Below are 23,532 nucleotides of genomic sequence, written 5' to 3'. Positions count from 1 at the left end.
AGAGAAATTGGCCGGAACTCCGCTACTTCTCAACCCCTCTACCGAATATCTCTCACACCTTTGCGAAACGCCGTCGAGGACTCCCCCATGAGCGACGACCTGCAACCCCCAGACATGACCACCTGGCAGCGCCTGTTCGACGACCAGACCTACTGGCAGCAATCCCCTGACGCGCATTACTTCGATCTGCAACGCATCGCCGACGACCTGCTCGGCCAAGGCGCCATCGACCTGGAGCAATGGCAGCTTCTGCGCGCCAAGGCCGACGATCTGCACAAGGACTCACCGGCGATCAACGTCGCCCGTGAACTCGACGACCCCAAAGCCTGAGGACAACCCCATGAAACCCATCACCCAAGGCGAACACCCCGACGAACCCCGTCCACCGGGCGAGACCGAACGTGACAACGACGCCCTGCGGCCCACCGACCCGAAACAGCGTGAAAACAATGGCAAAGGCACGCCCAGCGGCGAATCCACCGCGCAAGACACCGCCAAGCAACAAACCTCGCCGTCACAAACCAAAGCCAAGCCCTGAACTGCGTCTATGCTCAGTGGCACGCTCGTCGCCGAAGTCGATTCGGCGGCGAGCGCTGCCATTCATCACAGGGAAAGTATTGATTATGAAGCTCGACGCACTGGCCAAGGCCATCACCCTCGCAACCGTACTGTCCGCCACCAGCTTCGGCGCCTTCGCTGCCGATATTCCGCTGTCCGCTTCCATCGAGGCGGATAAGGTCACCACCAAAGTGATCTCCGTCGATGCCGCCAACCATCAAGTTGTGCTGGAAGGTGCCGAAGGCAAGCCGGTTCACGTTCAGCTCAGCGACAAGGCGAAAAACCTCGACAATCTCGAGGCCGGCGATCAGGTCACCATCCAGGTGCAGCGTTCTGTCGCCGCTTACCTCGACACCGATGTGGATAAAGGTCTGCCTGGTACCACCGAACGTACTGGTGAGTTGCGTAAGGCTCCGGGCAGCGATAACCCCGGTGGCGAGGCGTATCGTCAGGTTCAGGTGCAGTTGAAAATCACCAAAATTGATTTGAAGACAAATCAGGTGACCCTGCAAAACCCGCAAGGTCAATCGAAAGTTCTTGACGTGAAACAGCCTGAAATTCAAGCCAAGCTGAAAGATCTGAAAGAAGGGCAGAGCGTTATTGTCACTTACACCGATATCTTAAAAGTGACCAGTCAACACGAAAGTTGAGCTTTAACTCTACAGGGTGACTGCTCTTGTACAGTTTTTGTATGAGAGTAGTCATACTATTAGTGTGGTTTGACCTCATTGAAAGTTTCATGAAAGGAATCGCCGATAAATATCTATTAACGTTTCCGTACATAAATTTCATATTCAAGAATGAGGACATAAGCGCCAACTTCTATTAAAATCCTACCCGTTCGCCCAGTGTCAGGGCTCTTTACCGGTGCATGGATTGCCAGGCCATTACACTGGGCGAACACCTCTTCGGAGTGGATGTATACAATTTCTGCAAACAAAAAGGGCGACTTGATAGTCGCCCTTTTTGTTTGCTGTGAATTAGACCGAGGTGTGCGCTTCAGTTGTGTCTAGCTGCCCCTTGAAAGCGCTTCAGCGTGGCCTGATACATTTTTGTCCTGCGGTGATTTACCCCGTAGGTGCCCGCCGCCGCGACGGTTCCGGACTGAATGTGATCCAGATAGCTGAAAATCTTGCGCGGTGACAGGAACTTGATGCCATAGCCCAGGCTGCTCATTTGGTCTTGCAGCGCATAACCGGGCACCTGCTCATCCATGCAGAAGTGCAGGCCCAGGGACTTCATCAGACGGACATTCCACAATGTGCAGAAACTTTTCAGATGAGTTTCTTTGTAGGGTCTTGGCATTTTCGAACGCAGACCCAGACGCACTTTCGCTTTACGAGCATAGTGCTTGCAGAAACGCGAAGTTAACCGCCAAGTGTCACGAACAACCCCGCGATTGAGTTGTTCTACACAACCGACTGCGGCCATATCCGGGTTTTTCGTGCATTCACGCATCATCATGGCAAACACTTCTTTGTCGTAGACAAAGGTGTCGGTGTGCAACAGGAACAAGTAATCGGTGTCGACTTTTTCCAGCGCCAGATCCAGCGCCTTGCCATGCGCAATATGGCCGATTTCCTTACCCGGGGAAGGCCGTTCAATCAAGTTGATCCAGTCGAGCGAACGCAAGTAATCGAGACTGGCATCCGCCGAATCGTTATCCACCACCCACACCGGAATGCGCTGCTCCTGGACGTGCTCACGCAAAAGCTCGAGGCACATTCGGGTGATGTCCGGGGTTTTGTAATTTACCAAGACAAGGCTGAAATTCGACGCTGGCTGGGCTGGTAAATCAAACGCTTTCATGTCGGAAGGACTCATCTGCGATTCAAGGACAACAGGGTTTCGTTGCCGCGATCGTAGCGAGGCAACCTTAGTCGAACCTTAATTTGCGGATGTGACGGTAGATGTATGCCGAAGAGAGGCTGCTGGTCTAATGAAATGCATGGGGTGCTGCCGGTCATTACCGGATAAAATGCGCGCCCCTCTCACGGTTCAAGGAAGAAACGGCGCACGCCGTTGTGTCACGGATGAAACCACTTTCCCTCTACCACCCGGCCTTGTACTGGCTGCGCGTGTGGCAAAAAAGACTGTTCCGCCAGATCGCCTGGCACTGTTCCAGCAAACGCTACGCACGCCCCGTCGCCACGGTCGAGCGCCTGCCATATCGCTACCTCAAACACACCTCAAAACTCATCCGCAAACTCGGCGACTCCGACCTCGCCCTGCAACACAACAAAGTCATCAACCTCAAACTCGCCGTCGCCGCCATCGACAGCGTCATCATCGCCCCCGGCGAACACTTCTCCTTCTGCCGCCTCGTCGGCCGCCCGACCTTGAAGCGCGGCTACGTTGAAGGCATGGAACTGTCCTTCGGCGAGGCACGACGTGGGGTAGGCGGTGGGATCTGCCAACTGAGCAACCTGATTCACTGGATGGCGATTCATTCACCGCTGGAGGTGGTCGAACGCTCCAACCACAGCTTCGACCCGTTTCCGGATGAAGGGCGAGTGCTGCCGTTTGGATCCGGGGCGGCGATTTTCTATAACTACGTTGATCTGGTGCTGCATAACCCGACGGATCGGCGCTTTCAGCTGAAGTTGAACGTAGGCGAGACACAGCTCGAAGGGGAGTTGTTGTGTGATCGGGTGAGGGAATATCGCTATCACGTGTTTCAAGAGGCGCATCGGTTTGTGCGGGAGGGGGCAAGGGTGTATCGGGAGAATGAGATTTGGCGGGAAGTGCGGGAGAAGGGGCAGGTTGGGGAATTGGTCGAGAGGGTGAGGTTGTATCGGAATCGGGTGGTGGTTAAGTATGACGTGGCAGATGAGTTGATCGGGTAGGGCGCGTGAAAGCACTTCGCTGACGATGGCGCCCTTTGATCAGTTTCTGAAATACAACTCATCCAGCTGGCGTCTGCGTATCGAGAGGTACTCCTCCCATACCTTGGGGAAGTGCTCATCTTTGGTTAGAGGGAAGGTCAGATAAATGTACTTTCCAACAACGCTGATGTATTGCCTCGCGCGTTTGAAGGCCGGCTGCTCGTAAGCTGCAACGCTTTCATCGTAGGCGTCGTGGTAGTGACGGATGTTCACTCGGTGCGGGGCGATCATGCATCGCGAAAAATCGATCACCCAGCAGCTATCAACGGCTGTACTCAAATAACCGTAAACACCATCAGTAGATAGACGCAGGCATGAATTTGCCTGGGTGCCGTCGTCATCGTTGACCAGAATGATCTGATCCGCGAAGTAATGAATATTCCTGCCGTCCGGCCCTTGCAAAGACAAGCTCCAACCTTCGGCTCCCATACGGAATTCACCGTTGTTATCAAAGGTTGCTGTCCATCCATTGGCTAAAGTGATCTGATGTTTATTCATGAGGACTGGTCAAGTATTGATCGTGCGGTGGTGTGAGGTAGTCGCATTAAATACTGCTCAAAGGTGTTCGAGGTCAATTAGACAGCCTTTGAGTTTTAATCGCTGGATCTCATCATTGAATTTGTATTTTGGCAGGAGTTCGTTTTTTATGTCGTACTGCTGTCTAAGGAGACGGAATAATTTCCCTATGTTTTTTTTGCTGTTTTCGTCAAGGCTCTCAACCAAGTCGTAATTATTGTCCGACAGAAGTGCGATTTTGTTTTTAAGGGTGTAGTAAGCGCTTATGTTTGAAAGCAATCCTTCTGCATCTGAATAATCTTCTTTTAAGTGTTCTGCATAATTCTCAAATATAGTTGTCAGCAGGTGTTGTGCTGATTGTTGATGTTTTAAAACTCCGCACATTTCCTGCCAGTTGCTAACGAAGAGATGGTATCCCCAGTCGGAGCCGCGGGCAAAATATTTCTCATTGCCTTTAAAGAAATCAGATGTTTCATGAAGTTCTAAAGCTGTTTCAAAGGTGGTTTTCATAGAAGCTTTTTCCAATCATCAAAATTTTCAATGACGCTGCGGAGAAAAGGGGGGGTATTTTCAGTTTGTAGAAAATAAATCTTTCACATTTTTTGTCCTGTTTTTTTTGCGTTTTTATTTTTTCTTCTATTTGTATTTCATGCTTCGATCATGAATGATTCAATCTGCTTGATGAATTCAATCTTGCTTTTAGTTCTGAATTCACTGAGAAAAACTTCGGAGTTTTTAACCGGTTTTCCTTTGTGATCATATTCGATTTTTAAGAAGTCAATTACAAACTCTCCGTCGGGGTCTCCCTCTGGTTCTACTCTAGAATCGAAGCAGTGCCCAGTACTACGCCTTACGCCCCCTAACAGTACTGAGCAGGTGAACCAGTCGTTAGTTTTTGGGGTTAACTCAACCTCAAAAAAGTTGTTGATTGTTATTGTCCAGCCGCTTGGCACTCGAATTGGTTGAAGTTCGTACTTTAGTTTGGGTCTCATTTTACATTGCCCATGTATTTTTTAACTTGTTCAGGTGAGGCTGGAAAGCTGTGTATGACAGATTCATTTCTACCCAGCAGGTTGACGAAGTTAAAGCGGTTTCCGTACTTGTAGAGGCTTTTTACTCGTCTTAAAAATTCAGGCTTTCAGTTTTTATTAGGAACCTTGGTTTTGTGATTTTTTTAATAGGTTTTTGAGTTCAGGGTAACAATCAATTTCTTCATCGGGTAGATTGTCTATTATTCTCTGAATTTTATTAGAGTATTTTTCCTCAATAACTGCTTCAGTCCAATCAAGTTCGGAAGCTGCGGCGACTGCTACCTTGGAGAACGTAGAGTCAAGAAGTTTTTTTAAAATCTCTATCGCTTCGGGCGATCGCAACTCTCCGAGAGCAGTAGCGCTTCTTTCTTGCCAGTATTCCTCTTTTGAAAGAATTGCTTCATTAAGTTGTTGCCAGTCCATGGCGTTAAATTTTCCTAAAACTCCATGAGCTACCTGTTCATTAATGTACTCATTCCAATTTGAGTCTTCATTCGGTCCAAGCCAGTAGTTATATTCTTCGTAAATCTTGCTGTTCATGTTGTTCAGGGACGGATCACGTTAAATAGCGAGAAAGAGGGGAGTTCCCAGGCGGGAGATTATGGATGTAAAAAACTGTGATCTGCCCCGTTTAAAATAAGGAGTCGTGGTCTGTCCCTGTTTTATTTCTTTCGGTTACCTAGAGTCGATTTTTTTTTAATGAGTGCTATCGCTGGTATGAACGCAATCATGATCATCCATATAGATTAGCACTTTGAAGTTGTCGTCGACTATCCAGAATGGGAATCCAGTCGTTTCGGAAAATAGCGTTTTAAGATCTGCAGAGGTTGCTAGTTTCCAAGCGTGAATCTTACTATCTTGAACTATTAGTAATGGGTTTTCAAAATTTTCGAGAATGTCTACTTTTTTCCAGAAGTCTGGATCGTGTTTTTTTTGGGGGCTCCTCAAGTAAAAAGGGTCGAGGCCCTTTGTTTCAGAAGAAAAAAATGATGCCGTTAGCTTCATGATCAATTTAGATAGTTCATTCTCGCGTAATTTCTCATGCGCTAAGTTCTGCTCTGATAATGCCGAATCGATTTCTTTTTCTAGGTAGTTCATTGAGGATCTCCAATTCTCGCGCGTGATACAGGCACAGATTCTAACAATATGTGTCCTCTAACAGCCCCACCTGTACCACGCTTACCTGGCGTTTGGTAACCGACATGAGGATCTGCCGGACCATCACCAGAAGGAACGAGGCGAGGATCATCTATGTTTACTTCTGCACCCTTATTTCTGCCCTCTAATACGCGCCATTCTGTTGGGTAAGATTTTCCATATTGGTCTTTGCCCCACTTGGTAACTGAAAATTCGTTTTTCGGCACGCCTGTTCGAGTAAATGCCTCGTCCAATCCTTTGTGCATTTGCTGGTATGACGTCCCAGGTGTATCCCTCCAGTCTAAATCAACCTCAGAATTGAATTTCCATGTTCCGCCTGGGACAGGCTGTGGACAATTTGTCGGGCCGCTAGCTAGACCTAGAGGGTCTACCCACCCCGTAGGGTTAGGCACGTACTGGTAGTTATTCAACCCACCCGCAAGCTTGATCGGATCCGGCGTCAAAAACCGTCCAGTTCCCGGATTGTAGTAGCGGTGCCGGTTGTAATGTAACCCTGTCTCCGCATCGAAATACTGACCCTGGAATCGCAATGGGTTATCGATCTCGCTGACGTCCAGCGCGGCGAGATTACCGTAGGCTCGGTACTTCGCCGACCACATGATTTCACCGCTGTAGTCGGTGAGCTCCTGCGGTGTGCCGAGGTGGTCGAGTTGATAGTAAAACGGCGTAGCCTTGCGCGGGCCTTCGCCATCGAGCATCGCCAGTGGACGGAAGCTGCCCGGTTCGTAGATGTAGCTGCGATAGCGGTTTTCAGTGAAGAAAAGGGGACAGATTTATTTTCAGCGTGTCGACAATAAATTTGTCCCCTTTTGTCCGACTGCTTACCAGATAACTCACGGTTGAAAGTTAGATTCTAAGTTTGAGGTATTCCTCAAAGAATGAATAGAAGTTTTCCGCTATTTTCTTAGACGGTTTGCGCTTAAACAGATCGTAGCTAACGACCTGTCCATTTCCCGTGGGACCGCAATCAATTGCCCAGCAAACTTCGTCGTCTTTTAAATAAATGACGGCAAAATGACTAGGTAATTCAAACTCTGAACGGCAGTGCATGGTGCTGTAATTTACAGTTCCGCCGTTATCTAGAGTTGCATCATTATTCTCAATTCCGCATATTTCTGAGTCTGCTGCACCACCACCACCGCATACACTCAAGAAGTCAACGAAATCTTCAGGCAGCTTTATGCCTAGAATATTCTCGAGTTTTTTAATTTGCTCGGCAGTGGCGGGGCCGAGCCAAAATGTTTCTTCATCTGAGTTATCGAGTTTCGTTATCAAGTCTTGGTATTTATGCATGGTTCTGCTAACTCAAAGTCTTTGGCTCGTTCTTTTCAATATGCTTTCCTAAATTTTAGAAAAGGGGGAGGATTTATTTCTAGTTTGTAGAATATAAATCTGTCTACTTTTGTCTATGTCACCTTTTGTCTAACCATCACGCTTTGTAATCATCATCAGTAGAGGACTGATGAAATCCTCCATTGAGGATCAACTACCTCCGATAGGTGGCACGATCCTAGGTTGACTATTTGTGCGCGTTGTTTTACTCAGTCCACAAATTAACAAAATCATCAAAATTGTTAGCAATGAAGTAGGTTTTACTTGAGTGTTGATTAAATATTTCAACAGAAATCGAGGGTATGTTGAAATTTAGGCAGATCAGATAACCACCCGCATCTCTTGCTATAGGGATAATTTGTTTGAGAAGCCCTGGAGGTTTTCCCGCACCTGAGTACCATGAGATGGTATACGGGGCCACATCAGGCGAGAAAGAAAAGAATTCGCTTATGCAAGTCCCTTCGTTGCCATGTGGAAATGAAGATATCTCTGGAGATGCCTCATTGGAATATGTGACCAAGTCCAAGTATGTCTTTGGAAAACTTACATTAAGTAGTTTTTCTACTTGGGAGATCGTATTGGTATCCACTGAGGATCCCTCTTCAATCCCAAAAGTACTCCAGTCAAATTTCATATCAGGCCTCCATAGCGAAAGGGGACAGATTTGTTTTAGAAAAGGGGACAGATTTGAATGGCACTTACTTAACATGTTTTGGGTGCCCGTTTTTTCTGACATCTGCCCTTGCTGACCGACGTGGTTTGGTCAGCAAGGGGTAGGCTTGAGGTCTTCGTTTTATGGCTCGCGGTTCGATACGACCAGGCCGATTTGCGACGCGCCTCTGAGCAATCAGCATCAATAAATTCGACAGTCCATTCTCGTCTTCGGAACTGCCATATTGTCGCAGCGCCAGCCATAGCTGAAGGCTGTGTTTGAAACTCAGTTCGCGAGGTAAACAGTCAGCTAACAGAGCCGATTGTGCCATCAGCATTCGGATCAGATTGTGAGCTAACAGATAGACCCATAACTCCTTTACTGCCATGCCTGGGGTTTTGCAGCTTAACTTTCCTAGTCCCAGCGTAGCTTTGAGATTGCGCAGATCCAGTTCAACATGCCATCGACCCTTGTACAGCGATTTCAGGGCTGTTTTAGGTGTCTGCTTTGGGCAATGCAACGTGGTGACCAAAGTTTTCCCACCCGCCTTCAACTCCCGCACGGTCAGTCTTTCAGGCGCCTTTTCGTAATGCGCTTGACTCATCCACAGCGGTCTTCTTACAGGCTTTTTCAATTCGATCAGGTGATCTTCCGAACCGAGACTCTGACCTAGGCGAAAGTCCGTGCTGCGCCGTCGAGCACCGTATTGTTCGAACACGCCATCGATACCTCTTCGTTGCAACTCGCACAGCAAGAAATAGGTAGCGTAGTAAGCGTCGCCTAACAAAATGTCACCTGTTTTCAACGTGTCGAGCATTGATCTGAGCAGTGTCTGTTCATCGCCGCCCTTGCCTCGGAAACGCCCAAGGGCAGCATCTAAAACGGCGCCGCTGGAGAGGCAGACGATGCCCACCACTCGACACAACGGAAAACCAAGACCGACTTTCTGGCCGCGAGATTGCGGATAGGCGTCCTGATTAGCCGCTGTGTCGGGCATGCTGACCGTCGTGCCATCCACCAGCCGCACAGGTCGTCCCATCCAGCGCCACGACGAGGGTGCGTTATCACTTATCGAAGCACCGGTGTGCCTGACTAGCGTGGAAACCATTTCCACAGGCAGGCGCTTTCTGGCTTTGCAGTAGGCGCCCGTGCGAGTGCTATTGGGTTTCATGCCGCCACATGACCGTTTAATCGACAGGTCGTTCACGGCGTTCTGGCAGGAGCGGTCGGCACTCATTGCTTGAGCCAGAAACATAGACAACGTTTCAGTTGGTGGAAACAGGCGTTCCCGATGTTTTGGCAGTGCAGACTCGACGCGTTGTAAGAGATCGGGAGACGTGAGGAGATTGAAAAACGCATAGGCATTGCAGTCCGAAGCGTGTCGATGAAAACGTTGCTGTTGATGCTGAAGAACTTCACGTCTACGATCCATTTGGGGCTGTGTCCTTGGTTTGTCGGGGTGTGTTCGCAACTATCACCGTAGACCAAGACCAGCCCTTCTTCATTTTTTGCTTTCAGCTCAAGTGGTTAGCTGTTAAGTAAGTGCCATTCGGGACAGATTTATTTTCATTTTTTAGAAAATAAATATGTCCCCTTTTTGTCTTTTTATTCGTTTGGTTCGCTCCTTTTTTAAAGATTTTTAATGGTGTGATGTTTAAGATAAATACCAAATCAAAAACTCAAAGAAGCTAGCCCATTTTTGCTGTGTTTTACCAGCTAGGAAATCATCTCGGTTAGCAAGGCTGAAGTCTAAAACTTCGCCGCTATTTATGTCATACAAGTAACAGCCCTCGCCTTGAATGTTGGTGAGGCAGACAAGGTTTTCCGGTAGCTCCCATACTTCGTGGATGAAATTTGTTCCGATTTCGATTTCGTTGCTTGGATCGGCGATGTCACACAATTCTTCATCAGAAGAACTGCTTTTAAAAAAAGTTATTGTGTAGTTTAAAAAAAACTCTGCGAGTTCGCTATTTATGTCTATGTTTAGCTGTTTTAAAGCCTCTGTAACTGATTGCTTGTCCGTTCGAAGGGTATTGCCCGGCTGATTTTCAATTAGTAATTTTAATTTGGTCGGTATCATTTTGCGGCCTGCGCTGCACGGTCTTTCCAATATCGCGGGACTTTTTCTTGAATAATTAATCAGGGGTGGACCACTTTTACAACGCGAAAAATGCAGCTCATAGTGCAGGCCGCCTTCAGGAAAAGAAAACGTGATCTGTCCCCCGTTTACGCTTTCTTTCGTAAAGAATTAATCAGGGACGGACCACGTTTAAAGTGCGAAACGGAAAAATATAGCCTGTCTCCTATTGCGCGGAACTCACAAGTGAAAAGGTTGCTCATATATCGTTTTTGATCTTATTCTGTATCAATGAGTTTTTTGTATCGGTTGAATATAGTTATGCAGGTTTGATCTTCGTTAACTAGGTTTTCATAAAAGCTGTCGTCTTCAGCCCACTCTTGAAAAACAAATTGAGTTTTGTTTTTATTGTTGTGAGTCTCCTTGGATTTCAAAATCCAGTGAGATGAAAGTTTCTTGTCGGAAATCTCAAAAAAATCCAGGGCAAACGGTTTCGGATATTCGTCATAGGGTTCTGTGCAAATGTAAAGCCAGGGGCAGTTATCCCAAAGCTCAATGCCATAAACTACATATTCTTTTCCAATTTCGATTTCCAGTTCATCGTCGCCCATTGAAATGTGGCGTTTTAGTCTAGATGCTGTTTCTAACGAGAAGCTTTCGCCTATCTTGTTTGTTTTGCATGTGACTTTCAATTTTTATCTCCAGGCGGGACGGCTGGGTCGTTACCCCATGGCTTTATATCATCTGTACTATGTTTTTTGAATTTAAAATCCATTAGCTCCCCAGTGTTAGGGTCTCTGACGTAATGCACAACTGAGTCGTTCCCGTTTTTAGATTTAACTTTTAGTTCCCATTTGTCCATTCCTTTAAATTTTGGATCATTGAGTCCTTCAATAATCCTGACTCCGTGTCCTTCTTTAGCTGCTTGCAAGGTCATTTGATCTTGAATGCTTTTGGGCTCCCGACTCCACTTATCAGTAACTGGGGGTTCAGGAGGTGGCGGAGAACCCTCCTTTACGACTGATTTGCTCGAGGGGGGCTCGGTACTTATTCCTGATGAGCCATTTTCGCCTCCAGGACACCCATTCAATCCCAACGGATCCACCCAACCCGTAGGATTAGGAACGTACTGGTAGTTATTCAGTCCGCCAGCAAGCTTGATCGGATCCGGCGTCAAAAACCGTCCAGTGCCCGGATTGTAGTAGCGGTGTCGGTTGTAATGTAACCCCGTCTCGGCATCGAAATACTGACCCTGGAACCGCAACGGGTTATCGATTTCGCTGACATCGAGTGCCGCCAGGTTGCCATAAGCTCGGTATCTGGCCGACCACATAATCTCGCCGCTGTAATCGGTGAGTTCCTGCGGTGTGCCGAGGTGGTCGAGTTGGTAATAGAACGGCGTAGCCTTACGTGGGCCTTCGCCGTCGAGCATGGCCAACGGACGGAAGCTGCCCGGTTCATAGATGTAACTGCGGTAGCGGTTCTCGGCGCTTTCAGCGATCAAGCGCTCGCCTTGCCACAGGAATTCAGTGGTGTGGCCGTCGACGGATTTTTCTATACGGCGGCCGAAGGCGTCGTATTTGTAAGTTGCAGTGCTGCCGCCCGGCAGGCTGACGCCGATCAGACGATGCTGGCAGTCGTAGCGATATTCGGTGACGAGTTTCTGGCCGGCGCCACGACGTTCATGGCTCAAATTACCGTAAGCGTCGTAGTCGTAATGGCGGTCGCCCTGCATCAGCAGGCGGTTGCCTTTGACGTTAGCCAAATTGGCTACGGGCAGGTCATTCTGACCGAGGAGGTTGCCTGCTGGATCGTGGGCGAAGCTTTCCGGTGTCGCACCACGCACACTGATCAGTCGATCCAACGGGTCGTAGTGATAGCTGCGATTACCTTTGCGGGTGTCATCTACGCCGGCTAGGTTGCCATTCGCGTCGTAGTTGTAGCGTCGCTGAAATAGATTTTTGTCGCGTTGGCTAACGCTATGCGCTTGCAGACGACCTTGTTCGTCGTACTGGTATTGGCTTAAGAGCAAACCCTGTTGTCGCTGTTGTTCGCGACCGGCGCTGAACTGGTGAGAGGTCAGGCGTGAGCCGTTCAGGTCGATGTTGCTCAGGCGTCCGCCGGGTAGATGACGGTAATCGAGTGTGCTGCCGTCTGGAAGGCGGCAGTGGCTCAGTTGGCCGACGCTGTCATATTCGTAACGTGTAGTGCCCCAGCCCTGATGTTCGGTGATCAGGCGGTCCTGCACGTCGTATTCATACGCGAGCGGCCAGTGACCGTCGTCGACGTTTACCAGGCGCCCCAATGCGTCGTAGCTGTAGTGGATTTCTTCGCCGTCTGGCAAGGTTTTGACCAGCAGACGTCCGGACGCATCGCGCTGGTATTCGCTGACCAGTTCGCTGCCGTCATCGCCGAACTCGATTTTCTTCAGCAACTGGCCGTTGAGGTCGTACTCGTAGGCCGTGCGGCGACCGTCAAAACCAGTTTCCTGCTGGATCAGGCCATTCGAGTAGTAGTCGAGTTGGTAGCGTTCGCCGCGCTCGTTCTCGATCTCGGTGAGGTTGAGTTGCGAGTTGTCGTAGCGATAACGCAGTTGGCTGCCGTCAGGATTGATGCGGCGGCTGACCAGGTGCAGGTTGTCGGCGTACTCGTAACGAGTGATACGCCCAAGCTCGTCGCGTTCGGCGGTGACGCGGCCATACGGGTTGTAACTGAAGGCGCGGGTGGCGCCGCCGGGCAGGGTTACTTGGGTCAGACGATCAGCGGCATCCCATTGGTATTGGGTAATAGCACCGAATTCGTCCTGGCGGGTAATTTTTCGACCGAGCGCGTCATAGCGGTATTTGCGCTGACCGCCATCTGGCAGGCGCTCTTCCAGCAACTGACCCAGGTTGTTCCAGCCGAGTTGACATCGGCTGCCGTCTGAGTGGTGAGTCTCTAACAGACGCTGTCGTCGATCATAGCTGTAAAGCGTGGTGTTGCAGTCCGAAGAAAGGGGACAAATTTATTTTCTAAAAAAAGGGCTGGTTTCTCTTGAGTGCAGCAAATGAAACTGTCCCATTTTCAGTTGAATTTTTATAATTTTTATTGTTGTAACGATAAGCGGCAAATAGGCCTAAAGTTTTCGGGAGTGGTGTTTTTTTACGAAAGGTCTATTTTACGCCTGCGTAAAGATTAGGGTTTTTTTATTTTATTCAGAGTGTGATCTAACGCTCTTTCAAGTTCAGTCCAAGTTTTCGCGCTTTCGCTGTGTGTGGGCGACTCCCAGTTTTGATCTGAAATTAGCGAGATTCTAAAGGAGCCATTTTCGCTGAATTCTGGGTACCATCCAATATCAATTATTTGTTCGAGTGGCAGTGTTGCCTGTAATAGATCTTCTTTTAAATCGTCGGTAATAAGTTTGATGTCGCTTCCAACTAATGTGGAGAGGTCATCGAAAGTAATTGTTCCGCCGAGCGTTATTATTTTATCAATGATCATCGATTATTTTTTCTTCTTGGTTAGTTTTTTGAAGGCTTCTTCAGATATCGGATGTCCATGTATGGTGTTCGCACTCAACTCCACCCTCATGTACCGGGTTTCTTTTCCGTCGTTAGCACCGATAGTTTTTCCCATATCAATGACTTTCCATGGTTTTCCATTATTGACATCTTGTCCGTTTGCAAACGCGTGCCGTTCTAATGCTTCTATATCTGTGCCCGGCACATATTTCGCTGCACCTCCATTGGCAGTGGATTTTACGACAGAAGGCCAAGGAGCCTTAGGGGCCACATGTTTATTTCCATGGTTTGTCCACTGAACGTCTGGAGGAGGCGGGGATCCATCGCTAACCTTGGCTTTTTGCTCTGGAGGCTCGGCACCTTGGCCAGGAATGCATTTATCCCCACCAGGGCAAGTGTTTAGACCAAGCGGATCCACCCACCCCGTAGGGTTAGGCACGTACTGGTAGCTATTCAACCCACCCGCAAGCTTGATCGGATCCGGCGTCAAAAACCGTCCAGTCCCCGGATTGTAGTAGCGGTGCCGGTTGTAATGTAACCCCGTTTCGGCATCGAAATACTGACCCTGGAACCGCAACGGGTTATCGATCTCGCTGACGTCCAGCGCGGCGAGATTACCGTAGGCTCGGTACTTCGCCGACCACATGATCTCGCCGCTGTAGTCGGTGAGCTCCTGCGGTGTGCCGAGGTGGTCGAGTTGGTAATAGAACGGCGTGGCTTTACGTGGGCCTTCGCCATCGAGCATCGCCAATGGGCGGAAGCTGCCCGGTTCGTAGATGTAGCTGCGGTAACGGTTTTCGGCGCTTTCCGCGATCAGTCTTTCGCCTTGCCACAGGAATTCGGTGATGTGGCCGTCGACGGTTTTTTCTATACGTCGACCGAAGGCATCGTACTTGTAGGTTGCTGTGCTGCCACCCGGCAGGCTAACGCCGATCAAGCGGTGCTGGCAGTCGTAACGATACTCGGTGACGAGTTTCTGTCCTGTGCCACGGCGCTCGCGAATCAGATTGCCGTAGGCGTCGTAGTCATAATGGCGATCACCCTGCATCAGCAGGCGGTTGCCTTTGACGTTGGCGAGGTTTGCTGTGCCTTCATTGCTTTGGCCCAGCAGGTTGCCCGCCGGGTCATGGGCGAAGCTTTCCGGCGTAGCACCGCGCACGCTGATGAGTCGATCGAGCGGGTCGTAGTGGTAGCTGCGATTGCCTTTGCGGCTGTCATCAATGCCAGCGAGGTTGCCGTTGGCATCGTAATTATAACGACGCTGGAACAGGTTCTTGTCTCGCTGGCCAACAGTGTGGGCTTGCAGGCGGCCTTGTTCGTCGTACTGGTATTGGCTGAGCAGCAAACCTTGCTGACGTTTTTGTTCGCGCCCAGCACTGAACTGGTGAGAGGTCAGGCGCGAGCCATTGAGGTCGATGTTACTGAGTTGCCCGCCCGGTTGGTGACGGTAATCGAGTTTGCTGCCGTCAGGGAGGCGGCAGTGTTTGAGCTGACCAACGCTATCGTACTCGTAGCGCAGGGTGCCCCAACCTTGGTGTTCTTCGATCAGGCGGTCTTGCAGGTCGTATTTATAGGCGAGCGGCCAATGACCGTCATCGACGTTTACGAGGCGACCGAGGGCGTCGTAGCTGTAGTGGATTTCTTCGCCATCGGCCAGGGTTTTCACCAGCAGCCGACCAGCAGCATCGCGCTGATACTCAGTGACCAGTTCGCTGCCATCGTCGCCGAATTCGGTTTTCTTCAGCAGTTGGCCGTTGAGGTCATACTCGTAAGCCGTGCGACGACCGTCGAAGCCTGTTTCCTGCTGGATCAGGCCGTTGGCGTAGTAGTCGAGGTGGTATTGCTCGCCGCGCTCGTTTTCGATTTCAGTCAGCAGCAGACGTGAGTTGTCATAGCGATAGCGCAGTTGGCTGCCGTCCGGATTGATGCGGCGGCTGACCAGATGCAGGTTGTCGGCGTATTCGTACCGAGTGATGCGGCCGAGTTCATCGCGTTCGGCGGTGACATTGCCGTAAGCGTTATAGGTAAACGCACGGGTTGCACCGCCCGGTAGCGTGACTTGGGCAAGACGATTGGCTGCGTCCCATTGATATTGGGTGATGGCGCCGGATTCTTCCTGGCGGGTGATCTGCCGACCCAGTGCGTCGTAGCGATATTTGCGCTGGCCGCCATCGGGCAGGCGTTCTTCCAGCAACTGGCCGAGGTTGTTCCAGCCGAGTTGATGACGGCTGCCGTCCGGGTGGCGAATCTCCAGCAGACGCCCCTGGCCGTCGTAGCTGTATAGCGTGGCATTGCCGTCCGGATCGATTTGCTGGGTGATATCGCCCTGACGGTTGCGTTGGTACTTCCAACTGGCTTTTCCGCGATGGACATCACTGACGAAACCGTTGATGTATTCGTACGTGGTGGCTTCGTCTTCCGGCGGGATGACGGCAGTCATCAAGCCGTTGTCGTTGTAGCGGTACTCGGTGACGGCGCCCAACGGGTCCTTCTCCGCGATCAATTGGCCTTTGTCGTTGTAGGCCTTGAGATGCTCGGCACCGTCCGGGTCGATCTTGCTGATCAGTCGCGCCTGATCATCGTGGGTGTACACCTCTTCGCTGCCGTCGGCGTTGGTGACAGTCACGCTGCCTTTGTCATCCCAGGCGTAGTGCGCCTCCATCTGCGAGAAGTTGGCCCAGTGATGTGTGCAACGAGACAGTTTGCCTTCGTTCTCCCACTCCCAGTAGAACGCAGCACCGCCCGCCAGTTGCCGCTCGAGAATGACGTGCTGTTCGTTGTAGCGATAATGTTCGGCTTCACCGGCCGCGTTCTTCGCCTCGATCAGACGATGCTGGGTGTCATAGCTGTAGGTGACCAGCGTTTGCACCGTATTCCAGGCGTCCTCCAGATTGTCCGCAGGCAGGAACTGCTGATAATCGACTGCGACAATGTGTTTGCGGTCGTAACGTAGAAGCAGGGCGCGACCGGCGCCGTTGTCGAGGCGTTTGATGCGACCGTGGATGTCGCGTGTAACGTGCAGTCGATTGCCATAGCTGTCGCTGATGGCGATCAGGGTGGCGCCTTTGCTGTTAAAGCGGAAGTGGTAGAACGATGGTCGCTTGCCGGCTTGGGCGAGAATCAGTTCTGATGGATCGTCACCGAGGAAAATCGCAGCTTTTGAAAGGCTGTTGGTGATCGCGGGACGTTGTTCACTCGGGAGCGGGAAGGGCGTTGCGCGGTTTTCGTGGTCGGTCCAGATGACTTCATCGCCATTGATATCAATACGATGAGCCAAGGCATGGCTCCAGCCATAACCCAGCCCGCAATCAATTTCCACGGCACTGGTTCTGTAGAGACGCGTCCACTCAAACGGCAGTAGCCCGTCGAGGTGACCGTCGGTCAGCGTCAACAGCTCTTCACCGGTCACCATCGAAACCGGGCACCCGTTAGTGCAAGTCTCGGCGGCAGGTTCTGCACTTTTGTCGGCAGGTGTCTTCGCTTGCTTTGAAGCATCGTCAGCTATTTTACCGTCCGCGAGTTTCGCGTTTTTCTTCCCATCAAAACGCAACTCAGAAATTCCGTTTCTCACCTTGGCTGTCACACCCCGCGCCGCAACAGCGGTGTATTTCGCGACGTATTCCATGAATCCATTGATGATCTTGAACAGCGACTTAACGAAACCGACGACGGCGTTGATGACAAGCTCACCGTATTTCTTCAGTCGGGCAGCGAGGTAGAGAACCCCGGTACCTTCAGCCGCAATGGTCAATACCACGCCGATGACGATGTCGATGGCGATACCGACGACCATTGCCGTGGTCATCTTCGCGATGTCGCCTGCCATCTTCATTGGCGGCAACCCTGCGAGCCAGATCACGGCGCTTCGTACCAGCAGGAACAATGCTGCTTCATCGCTGGCCAGTAACATGGCCTTTTTCATGACGTCCGGTGTGCTTTGGGCGATATCGATTAGCTTTTGTGCGCCAGCACCGAGATCATCTTTGAATTTTCCCGGGTCTTGCAGGATGTCGAGCACCTGGTTGATGCCATCCCACACACCCTTGATAGCCTCCCAGCCACCTTCAAGAATGCCGGTGCCAATCGCCATCGCGGTGCCCGAGGTGGAAAGATTCGACCATTGTGGTTTGAAACCAGCCCACTCCTTACGCAGAAAACCTTCCAGGTCAGCTGTCACGCCGCTGTAGGAGCTGAACAGCGCATCGATTTGTGCCGGCGTCACTTCGTTATGAACGCGAATCTCATAGAACTTGCCTGGAATACCACCGGTCCAGGCGGCTTTGCCTTGTGCGTCGAGCGTGACCTTGCTGACCGCACCACCTTCCACGGCGACGATTTCGACTTCGATTTCGCCGATAGGAATGTCGTAAACCGACTCGAATTTACTCTCGATCAGCAACGGTCCCTTGAGCGGGCACTGAGCAACGTTCGAAGTGAAATTACCGTCGGTCATGCTCACCGCTTTGCTGGTGTCGCCAACCTTGATCACTCGCTCCATACCCAGCAGAGAGGGCAGGTCAGCGGCACGACTGGCTTTGTCGGCGGCCCTCGCGTACCAGGTTTTGGTCTGTTCCTGATACAGCTTCAGACTGTCCTTGAAGGTGTTCAGTTGGTTGTCAACAAAGGCAACGCGATCCATCAGCCTTGCTCCAGAATCAGGTGGTTTAACAGTGCTTCTTTAAGGTTTTTCGGTGCGTCCGGACGGCGCACGAAACGGCTGACTTTCAGCTTCAGGTTGTTCTCGGGCCAAGCGGTGTAAATGTCCGGACGGTCTTCTTCCAGCCACTGCATCAAGTTGCTGATCAGCGTCGTCGGATTTTCCTTGGCCAAGCCATCCAGTAACGGCTTCGGCACCTCCCACCATGGCCAATCCTTCACCTTCGGCACAACCCGCGTCCCAACCTCCAGCGACTGCCCATTAATCAGATACCGCTCAAACATCGGCAGCACTTCCCCAGCCTTCTCCCCCAGCCCATGCAGAATCGGGTAGATATGCCGCCCATCCCAAAACCGGAAAAACACCTCGGTCCCGTCCGGCATCTTCACCTGAGTAAGGCTGCGCAGATGCTCGAACACTTCATTCGGTTCGGAACGCGACACCGCCAGCCAGCCCCAATCGAGGGCATCGGTTTCAGCGATCCACGGCAGGAACGCGGAATTGGCTTTGAGTTCGGTGACATACGGCATCACCGGTTGCCAAGTGGAGTAGGGCGTGCCGCCCCAGATCGGGATGAGCTGGGCGGTGGGTTCGGTGAGATACAGGTTTTTCAGCGCGTCGGAATCACTCGCCGCACTAATAATCAAATACAAACGCTCACCAGTCTGCAGCGGCTGTTGTGCCAGCCAATCCTTGGGCGTAATTCGATCAGATGGCACAGGCACCTGCCTTGCATTTTTCGCATTCTTCGCAGAATGGCGCGTTACGTTTGAGGGTGTTGATCTGGGCCGGGGTCAGGACCTGGCCGGCCTTGTCGGCATCGGCCTGTTTCAGCACGCCGGGCATCAGCGGGGCGGCGCCGGTGCCGCTGCCGGGGCTGCCGCCGGAGTTCATGTTGATCACCGGGCCGCTCATGGTCACGCCGCCGGCGTCGATCTTGATGAAGCTGCCACCACCGATCAGGGTCAGCTCTGCGCCTGCTTCCATCACCACTTTCATGCCGCTGCTGAGGTGGATTTCCTGGCCGGCGTCGATGAACTGGCCGGTGCCGATCTTGATGTGCTGATTGACGCCGACTGTCAGGTGATCGTTGGCGCGGGTTTCGACTTTGCGGTCGGCGTAGACGGTGTGGTGTTCTTCGGCTTTGAATTCGCTGTAGCTGTTCTGTTCGACGGTGTCGTGGCGTTCGTTGCCGACGCGGATTTTCTGGTCGTGCTCGATGTTTTCGTCCCAGTCACGCTGGGCGTGCAGGTAGATCTGTTCCTGGCCTTTCTTGTCTTCGATGCGCAGTTCGTTGTAGCCACCACCGCCCATCGAGCTGAGGGTTTTGAAGGTGCTGCGGGTCTTGTTCGCCGGCAGTGGATAGGGGACGGTGTTTTCCTTGTGGTACAGGCAGCCGCTGATCAACGGTTGATCGGGGTCGCCTTCAAGGAAGGTCACCAGCACTTCCATGCCGATGCGCGGGATGGCGATGCCGCCGTACTGGGCGCCGGCCCAGGCGCTGGAGACGCGCAGCCAGCAGCTGGTTTTGTCGTCGGCTTCGCCTTCGCGGTCCCAGTGGAACTGGACTTTGACGCGGCCGTACTCGTCGCAATGGATCTCTTCACCTTTCGGGCCGGTGACCACGGCGCTCTGGCTGCCGAGAATGCGCGGTTTCGGGTGGCGTAGGGGCGGGCGATTCGGCACGTCCCATGGGGTCGCCTGGAAGCGGTTGCGGTAGCCCTGGTGGAAATCGTCTTTCAGTGCGGTGGTGTCGCTGGTCACCGACTCTTCGAGAACTTGCGGCTGCTTGCCTTCGTGGAGGACTTCGGTCAGTAACCAGAGGTCGTTCCATTTGGCTTTCGGGTGCGCGGTCAGGGCGAGGAAGTGGCCGCTGACCAGCAATGGCTGATCGCTTTTGCCTTCGGCGAGCTGGAAGTCGCTGCGGTGACGTTCGAGGGCGCGTTTGGCCAGGTGCTTGCCGCGCTCGCGGTCGATGAAACGGCCCGGATAATCGTAATCTTCAAGGTCGGGCAGGGCGTCGCCACGGTTTTCGCTTTCGAGGGTGAGGCGCGGTTTTTCGAAGTCGTAATCGCGGCGGGTGGTGCGGCTGGTGCGGGTTTCCAGGCGCAGGTCGAAGCGCTTGATCACCGGGTCGCTGGCGACCATGCCGGAGTCTTGTTGATAGGCCACAGGCTTGAGTTTCGGGAACACCGTCTGGTCATCGCCGAATACCAGTTTGTGCGCCGTCGCCGTGTGCTCGAAGTGGTAATGAATACCTTCTTCCTCGCACAGGCGCTGGATGAAATGCAGGTCAGATTCATCGTATTGCACGCAGTAGATGCGCTCGGGATAAATCGAACCGGTCTTGAATTCGTAGGCGTTGCTTTGGATGCCGTGCTCTTCGAGGACCTGGCCGATGATTTTCGGCACCGTGAGGTTCTGGAAGATGCGCTGGTTGATGCGGTGCGCGAGGTAGGACAATTGCGGACGCAGGGTCACCGAGTAACGGGTCAGGCGTTTGCCCGAATCACCTTGCGCGGCGCGGTAGATCTGGCCGTGGATGCCGCTGCCGTCGGGCGACAGTTGCAGGAAGGCTGGTTTGTGCAGCAGGGTTTCGAGGTCCAGCGACGGCTGCTCACTGACCAGCTCCACCTCGAACACAAAAGGCTGGCTGATGGCTTCCCGGCCGGTGAGGGTAAACACCTGGAAATCGGCGGAAAGACCTTCGATGGTCAGGGCAAAGTGAGTTTCATTGGCCGGCGCGAACATCCCTTGTTCCTCGTGCTGTACAGCGGCGTGAGTCGACGACCGCAAAACGGCTCAACTTACGCGAAATTCTGGAGGGCGAAAACAACATCGACCAGCAGAGCTGGCCGATGCTTGTAACGATCAGCCGTAATTAAACGACTGGAGCACGCCAGTCATCGGAACCCGAAGTACCGGATACTTCGTGGGTCCAGGTGATTTTACGGTAGGTGAACTGCACTTCTTCCAGGTGGGTGAAGTGCGAGTTGCCTGGATCCTGGCAGTTGTGCATTTTGTTGTTGATGGCGACGATGATCGCGTCTTCCAGTTTGGTGGTGTAGTAGTGCTCTTGGGTACCTTGAGCAGAAGTACGGAACCACTGGATAACGATCTCGCTCATGCGCTCGCCGGAGGTCAGAGCGGCTTGCAGCAGTGGCGAAGCCTTGTCGTAGACCTTGGTGATCACAACTGGCTTGTGAACGCGCTGACCGGTTGGCTGACCGGATTGTGGGTCACGCGGGATGATCACGTCGTGGCTGAAAGCCTGAACCATAACCTGGTCTTCGTGGCCTTCCTGGTAGGTGTTGCCTACGGAGTCAGCGGTGAAAGCGCCTGCAGTGATCAGGCCTTGTTTTTCGCCGGTAACCGACATGTACGCTGGTGTTGCCATGGGGTGCTCTCCTTGCGGAATAATTTAAGGTGCCCGGGAGGCGAAATCGCCCGGTGGGTGCCTGACTGTTATCAAGGAGCGTGCCAACAATTGTGGCGACCATGCGGGCCGGGGTGTTTGTCTGATTTTTCAGGCGCTTGTGCGAAATAAAGCGCTCGCTCAAGGCAAAAGTGCGCAAGAAGTTGCGCAGTACTGCGCAACTTCTTGCGCACTTGGCTGCAGGCCTTGTACGACGTGGCTCTCAGCGGTTTTATCAGGCTTTTTTACAAAACAAGTGCGCAACTTCTTGCGCACAATGGCCACGCGCCATCATTTGGTCGAGGCGGCTGCTTCAAGATTTTCAGATCAAAAGATCGCAAGTTGTGTCAGACACTCATCAATCGAACGCTGCTGCGTCGCCGCATACAATCCCAACTCATCAATGGTCGCGCGCCCCAGCGCCTGCTCGAACGCCTGCCGATTGGAATGCTCGCCATAATGCGCCTGCGCGGCATCGCCTAGGTTCGACTGAAAAATCCCCGCCGCACTCACTGGCAGGAAATCTTCGTACACCAACGGCTGCGCTTTCACATAGCCATCGCGCAACAAGTCCTCCAGAGACGACTGCCCAAGCCCTCCAGCAGCCAGTCCTTTTTCCGTAGCGAAATAGCGAAAGTACGCCAGCTCTTGTTCACGCATACCCTCGACACTGTCAGGAAATTCGCCAAAGTGCTGAGCCATCAGCGCGTTGTAGCGTGCGGCGTTGGCTTCGTTGGGGAAGTCGCCGAGTTCATCGCGTGCGGCATTCAACAAGCGGTCGTACAGGGCCCGGCCTTTGGGCGTGAGTGCCGCGCCGCGCTGTTCGATCTCGCCGAAACGCGCGCTGTGGCTGCCACGGGTCTGGTTCTGATCGGTGAAGGCGATCGGCTCGTCCAGCGCCTTGAAACTGGTCTGGCGCAAGAGGATCGGGCACTGCCGGCGCGGCGGGCCTTCGATCACGGCTTTCGGGGTGATGCCATGGGCTGGCATCTGTTCCTGGACGCGGTCGATGTCCAGCGTGCGCGGCGTCAGATGATTGATGTGCGGGCCTTTGAACGCCACGACGTCGGCGATCAAGCGATGTTGCGCGCTCAACGTCTGATATTGCGCAGCAGTCACCGTAGCGCTGTGATGCCAGCGAAAAGTTTCCAGTGCCTGCAGGACGAATGCCTCGGCCTCGCTTTCATTCAAACCACCTGCGGTTTCAGCTTGCGCGATCAGGCGCAACGCCTCCGAGGTAAAGATCGAACGCTTGGCCAATACCGATTCTGCAAAGGCGCGCAGTTGCGCATCCTCAATCAACTCCAGGCGCAACAACGACGTGAACACGCGAAACGGGCTGACTTGCAGCGCCTCTTCATGCACCGCGCGAAACGCCGTGGAATGCACCGGCACGCCCGCCGGGGTCAGGTCGTAATAGCCCACCGGTTGCATGCCCATCACCGCAAACAGGCGGGCGAGGGTGGCCAATTCCGTGGCAGTGCCCACGCGGATCGCGCCGTGACGCTCCATGTCCAGCCGCCCGATTTCACCGGTGCTGTTGAGGTGCTCGGCGATATCCGGCTGACGGGCCAGCACCTCGCGGTTGGTCTGCTCCACCAGCTCCATCAGTGCTCCGTACAGCGGCACTTCTTCGCGGTACATGTCGGACATCGCTTTGGAGAAGCGTTGGCGGATCAGGTCGGGGCTGACGAACGGCTGCACAGTCATGAAAAAAATTCCTGCCACGGTCACGGAATGGATGAGGGAAA

20 protein-coding genes and 2 pseudogenes are annotated in these 23,532 nt (G+C 52.5%); 4 read left to right on the top strand and 18 right to left on the bottom strand.

What is annotated here, in order from left to right:
- Nucleotides 1–87: 87 nt before the first annotated feature.
- The 3 genes from HU754_RS18840 to HU754_RS18830 all read left to right on the top strand — a co-directional run bounded on the left by HU754_RS18840 (nt 88) and on the right by HU754_RS18830 (nt 1,208).
- Nucleotides 88–330, top strand: a complete 243-nt coding sequence (locus tag HU754_RS18840; RefSeq protein WP_186624615.1) for a hypothetical protein — start codon at nt 88–90, stop codon at nt 328–330.
- 10 nt (nt 331–340) lie between these two features.
- Nucleotides 341–538 carry a hypothetical protein gene (locus HU754_RS18835; RefSeq protein WP_186624614.1) on the top strand — a complete coding sequence of 66 codons (198 nt, stop codon included), beginning with the start codon at nt 341–343 and terminating at the stop codon, nt 536–538.
- Between the two features lie 85 nt (nt 539–623).
- Nucleotides 624–1,208, top strand: a complete 585-nt coding sequence (locus HU754_RS18830; RefSeq protein ID WP_116255343.1) for a hypothetical protein — start codon at nt 624–626, stop codon at nt 1,206–1,208.
- 349 nt (nt 1,209–1,557) lie between these two features.
- Here HU754_RS18830 and HU754_RS18825 read toward each other — a convergent pair whose 3' ends face one another.
- A complete protein-coding gene (locus HU754_RS18825) occupies nt 1,558–2,367 on the bottom strand; it encodes a glycosyltransferase family 2 protein (RefSeq protein WP_186624613.1) in 810 nt (269 codons plus the stop codon).
- A 224-nt stretch (nt 2,368–2,591) separates the two neighbouring features.
- On the opposite strand from HU754_RS18825, the gene HU754_RS18820 reads away from it, so the two are divergent.
- Nucleotides 2,592–3,404 carry a VanW family protein gene (locus HU754_RS18820; RefSeq protein WP_186624651.1) on the top strand — a complete coding sequence of 271 codons (813 nt, stop codon included), beginning with the start codon at nt 2,592–2,594 and terminating at the stop codon, nt 3,402–3,404.
- Nucleotides 3,405–3,443: 39 nt separating this feature from the next.
- On the opposite strand, the gene HU754_RS18815 is transcribed toward HU754_RS18820, so the two are convergent.
- From HU754_RS18815 to hglS, 17 genes and pseudogenes are all read right to left on the bottom strand, one after another.
- On the bottom strand, nt 3,444–3,941 hold the full coding sequence (locus HU754_RS18815; RefSeq protein ID WP_186624612.1) for a hypothetical protein: 498 nt from the start codon (nt 3,939–3,941) through the stop codon (nt 3,444–3,446).
- A gap of 57 nt (nt 3,942–3,998) precedes the next feature.
- Nucleotides 3,999–4,469, bottom strand: a complete 471-nt coding sequence (locus tag HU754_RS18810; protein ID WP_186624611.1) for a hypothetical protein — start codon at nt 4,467–4,469, stop codon at nt 3,999–4,001.
- A 638-nt stretch (nt 4,470–5,107) separates the two neighbouring features.
- Entirely contained in the window at nt 5,108–5,530 is a 423-nt protein-coding gene (locus tag HU754_RS18805) for a HEAT repeat domain-containing protein (protein ID WP_186624610.1), read from the bottom strand.
- Nucleotides 5,531–5,686: 156 nt separating this feature from the next.
- Nucleotides 5,687–6,088, bottom strand: a complete 402-nt coding sequence (locus HU754_RS18800) for a hypothetical protein (protein ID WP_127926695.1) — start codon at nt 6,086–6,088, stop codon at nt 5,687–5,689.
- A pseudogene (locus tag HU754_RS18795) lies at nt 6,085–6,900 on the bottom strand (polymorphic toxin type 47 domain-containing protein); the annotation flags it as partial. The pseudogene HU754_RS18795 and the gene HU754_RS18800, both read right to left, overlap by 4 nt.
- A gap of 94 nt (nt 6,901–6,994) precedes the next feature.
- Nucleotides 6,995–7,441, bottom strand: coding sequence for an SMI1/KNR4 family protein (locus tag HU754_RS18790; protein WP_137217222.1), 447 nt, complete (start codon nt 7,439–7,441; stop codon nt 6,995–6,997).
- A gap of 244 nt (nt 7,442–7,685) precedes the next feature.
- The gene (locus HU754_RS18785; protein ID WP_186624609.1) at nt 7,686–8,114 is read right to left on the bottom strand and encodes an SMI1/KNR4 family protein; all 429 of its coding nucleotides are present in this window, start codon (nt 8,112–8,114) and stop codon (nt 7,686–7,688) included.
- A gap of 64 nt (nt 8,115–8,178) precedes the next feature.
- Nucleotides 8,179–9,564, bottom strand: a complete 1,386-nt coding sequence (locus HU754_RS18780) for an IS4 family transposase (protein WP_217827563.1) — start codon at nt 9,562–9,564, stop codon at nt 8,179–8,181.
- A gap of 222 nt (nt 9,565–9,786) precedes the next feature.
- Nucleotides 9,787–10,212: an SMI1/KNR4 family protein gene (locus HU754_RS18775; RefSeq protein WP_016983324.1), complete on the bottom strand. Its 426-nt coding sequence runs from the start codon at nt 10,210–10,212 to the stop codon at nt 9,787–9,789.
- Between the two features lie 275 nt (nt 10,213–10,487).
- Nucleotides 10,488–10,901, bottom strand: a complete 414-nt coding sequence (locus tag HU754_RS18770; RefSeq protein WP_186625575.1) for a hypothetical protein — start codon at nt 10,899–10,901, stop codon at nt 10,488–10,490.
- Between the two features lie 341 nt (nt 10,902–11,242).
- A pseudogene (locus HU754_RS18765) lies at nt 11,243–13,195 on the bottom strand (RHS repeat-associated core domain-containing protein); the annotation flags it as partial.
- A 188-nt stretch (nt 13,196–13,383) separates the two neighbouring features.
- On the bottom strand, nt 13,384–13,689 hold the full coding sequence (locus HU754_RS18760) for a hypothetical protein (protein WP_186625577.1): 306 nt from the start codon (nt 13,687–13,689) through the stop codon (nt 13,384–13,386).
- Nucleotides 13,690–13,692: 3 nt separating this feature from the next.
- On the bottom strand, nt 13,693–18,348 hold the full coding sequence (locus HU754_RS18755) for an RHS repeat-associated core domain-containing protein (protein ID WP_186625579.1): 4,656 nt from the start codon (nt 18,346–18,348) through the stop codon (nt 13,693–13,695).
- The gene (locus tag HU754_RS18750; protein WP_186625581.1) at nt 18,348–19,085 is read right to left on the bottom strand and encodes a DUF4123 domain-containing protein; all 738 of its coding nucleotides are present in this window, start codon (nt 19,083–19,085) and stop codon (nt 18,348–18,350) included. Before HU754_RS18750 ends, HU754_RS18755 begins: the two co-directional genes overlap by 1 nt.
- Nucleotides 19,075–21,117 carry a type VI secretion system Vgr family protein gene (locus tag HU754_RS18745; protein WP_186625583.1) on the bottom strand — a complete coding sequence of 681 codons (2,043 nt, stop codon included), beginning with the start codon at nt 21,115–21,117 and terminating at the stop codon, nt 19,075–19,077. Before HU754_RS18745 ends, HU754_RS18750 begins: the two co-directional genes overlap by 11 nt.
- Nucleotides 21,118–21,247: 130 nt before the next feature.
- A complete protein-coding gene (locus HU754_RS18740) occupies nt 21,248–21,763 on the bottom strand; it encodes an Hcp family type VI secretion system effector (RefSeq protein WP_007919523.1) in 516 nt (171 codons plus the stop codon).
- A 345-nt stretch (nt 21,764–22,108) separates the two neighbouring features.
- Nucleotides 22,109–23,491 carry a 2-oxoadipate dioxygenase/decarboxylase HglS gene (hglS, locus tag HU754_RS18735; RefSeq protein ID WP_186625585.1) on the bottom strand — a complete coding sequence of 461 codons (1,383 nt, stop codon included), beginning with the start codon at nt 23,489–23,491 and terminating at the stop codon, nt 22,109–22,111.
- Between the last annotated feature and the right edge of the window lie 41 nt (nt 23,492–23,532).

This window comes from Pseudomonas zeae (assembly GCF_014268485.2).
Taxonomy (GTDB): Bacteria; Pseudomonadota; Gammaproteobacteria; order Pseudomonadales; family Pseudomonadaceae; genus Aquipseudomonas; species Aquipseudomonas neuropathica.
The sequence above is the reverse complement of the archived record's forward strand: the minus strand, read 5'-3'. Positions and strand labels throughout refer to the sequence as shown.

What these genes read in the sequence shown, in the direction of transcription:
- HU754_RS18840 (WP_186624615.1), top strand. Translation starts at nt 88, where the DNA reads ATGAGCGACGACCTGCAACCCCCAGACATGACCACCTGGCAGCGCCTG.
- HU754_RS18800 (WP_127926695.1), bottom strand. Translation starts at nt 6,088, where the DNA reads ATGAACTACCTAGAAAAAGAAATCGATTCGGCATTATCAGAGCAGAAC.
- HU754_RS18755 (WP_186625579.1), bottom strand. Translation starts at nt 18,348, where the DNA reads ATGGATCGCGTTGCCTTTGTTGACAACCAACTGAACACCTTCAAGGAC.
- HU754_RS18830 (WP_116255343.1), top strand. Translation starts at nt 624, where the DNA reads ATGAAGCTCGACGCACTGGCCAAGGCCATCACCCTCGCAACCGTACTG.
- HU754_RS18760 (WP_186625577.1), bottom strand. Translation starts at nt 13,689, where the DNA reads ATGATCATTGATAAAATAATAACGCTCGGCGGAACAATTACTTTCGAT.
- HU754_RS18780 (WP_217827563.1), bottom strand. Translation starts at nt 9,564, where the DNA reads ATGGATCGTAGACGTGAAGTTCTTCAGCATCAACAGCAACGTTTTCAT.
- HU754_RS18810 (WP_186624611.1), bottom strand. Translation starts at nt 4,469, where the DNA reads ATGAAAACCACCTTTGAAACAGCTTTAGAACTTCATGAAACATCTGAT.
- HU754_RS18745 (WP_186625583.1), bottom strand. Translation starts at nt 21,117, where the DNA reads ATGTTCGCGCCGGCCAATGAAACTCACTTTGCCCTGACCATCGAAGGT.
- HU754_RS18790 (WP_137217222.1), bottom strand. Translation starts at nt 7,441, where the DNA reads ATGCATAAATACCAAGACTTGATAACGAAACTCGATAACTCAGATGAA.
- HU754_RS18820 (WP_186624651.1), top strand. Translation starts at nt 2,592, where the DNA reads ATGAAACCACTTTCCCTCTACCACCCGGCCTTGTACTGGCTGCGCGTG.
- HU754_RS18785 (WP_186624609.1), bottom strand. Translation starts at nt 8,114, where the DNA reads ATGAAATTTGACTGGAGTACTTTTGGGATTGAAGAGGGATCCTCAGTG.
- HU754_RS18825 (WP_186624613.1), bottom strand. Translation starts at nt 2,367, where the DNA reads ATGAAAGCGTTTGATTTACCAGCCCAGCCAGCGTCGAATTTCAGCCTT.
- HU754_RS18775 (WP_016983324.1), bottom strand. Translation starts at nt 10,212, where the DNA reads ATGATACCGACCAAATTAAAATTACTAATTGAAAATCAGCCGGGCAAT.
- HU754_RS18835 (WP_186624614.1), top strand. Translation starts at nt 341, where the DNA reads ATGAAACCCATCACCCAAGGCGAACACCCCGACGAACCCCGTCCACCG.
- HU754_RS18815 (WP_186624612.1), bottom strand. Translation starts at nt 3,941, where the DNA reads ATGAATAAACATCAGATCACTTTAGCCAATGGATGGACAGCAACCTTT.
- hglS (WP_186625585.1), bottom strand. Translation starts at nt 23,491, where the DNA reads ATGACTGTGCAGCCGTTCGTCAGCCCCGACCTGATCCGCCAACGCTTC.
- HU754_RS18740 (WP_007919523.1), bottom strand. Translation starts at nt 21,763, where the DNA reads ATGGCAACACCAGCGTACATGTCGGTTACCGGCGAAAAACAAGGCCTG.
- HU754_RS18805 (WP_186624610.1), bottom strand. Translation starts at nt 5,530, where the DNA reads ATGAACAGCAAGATTTACGAAGAATATAACTACTGGCTTGGACCGAAT.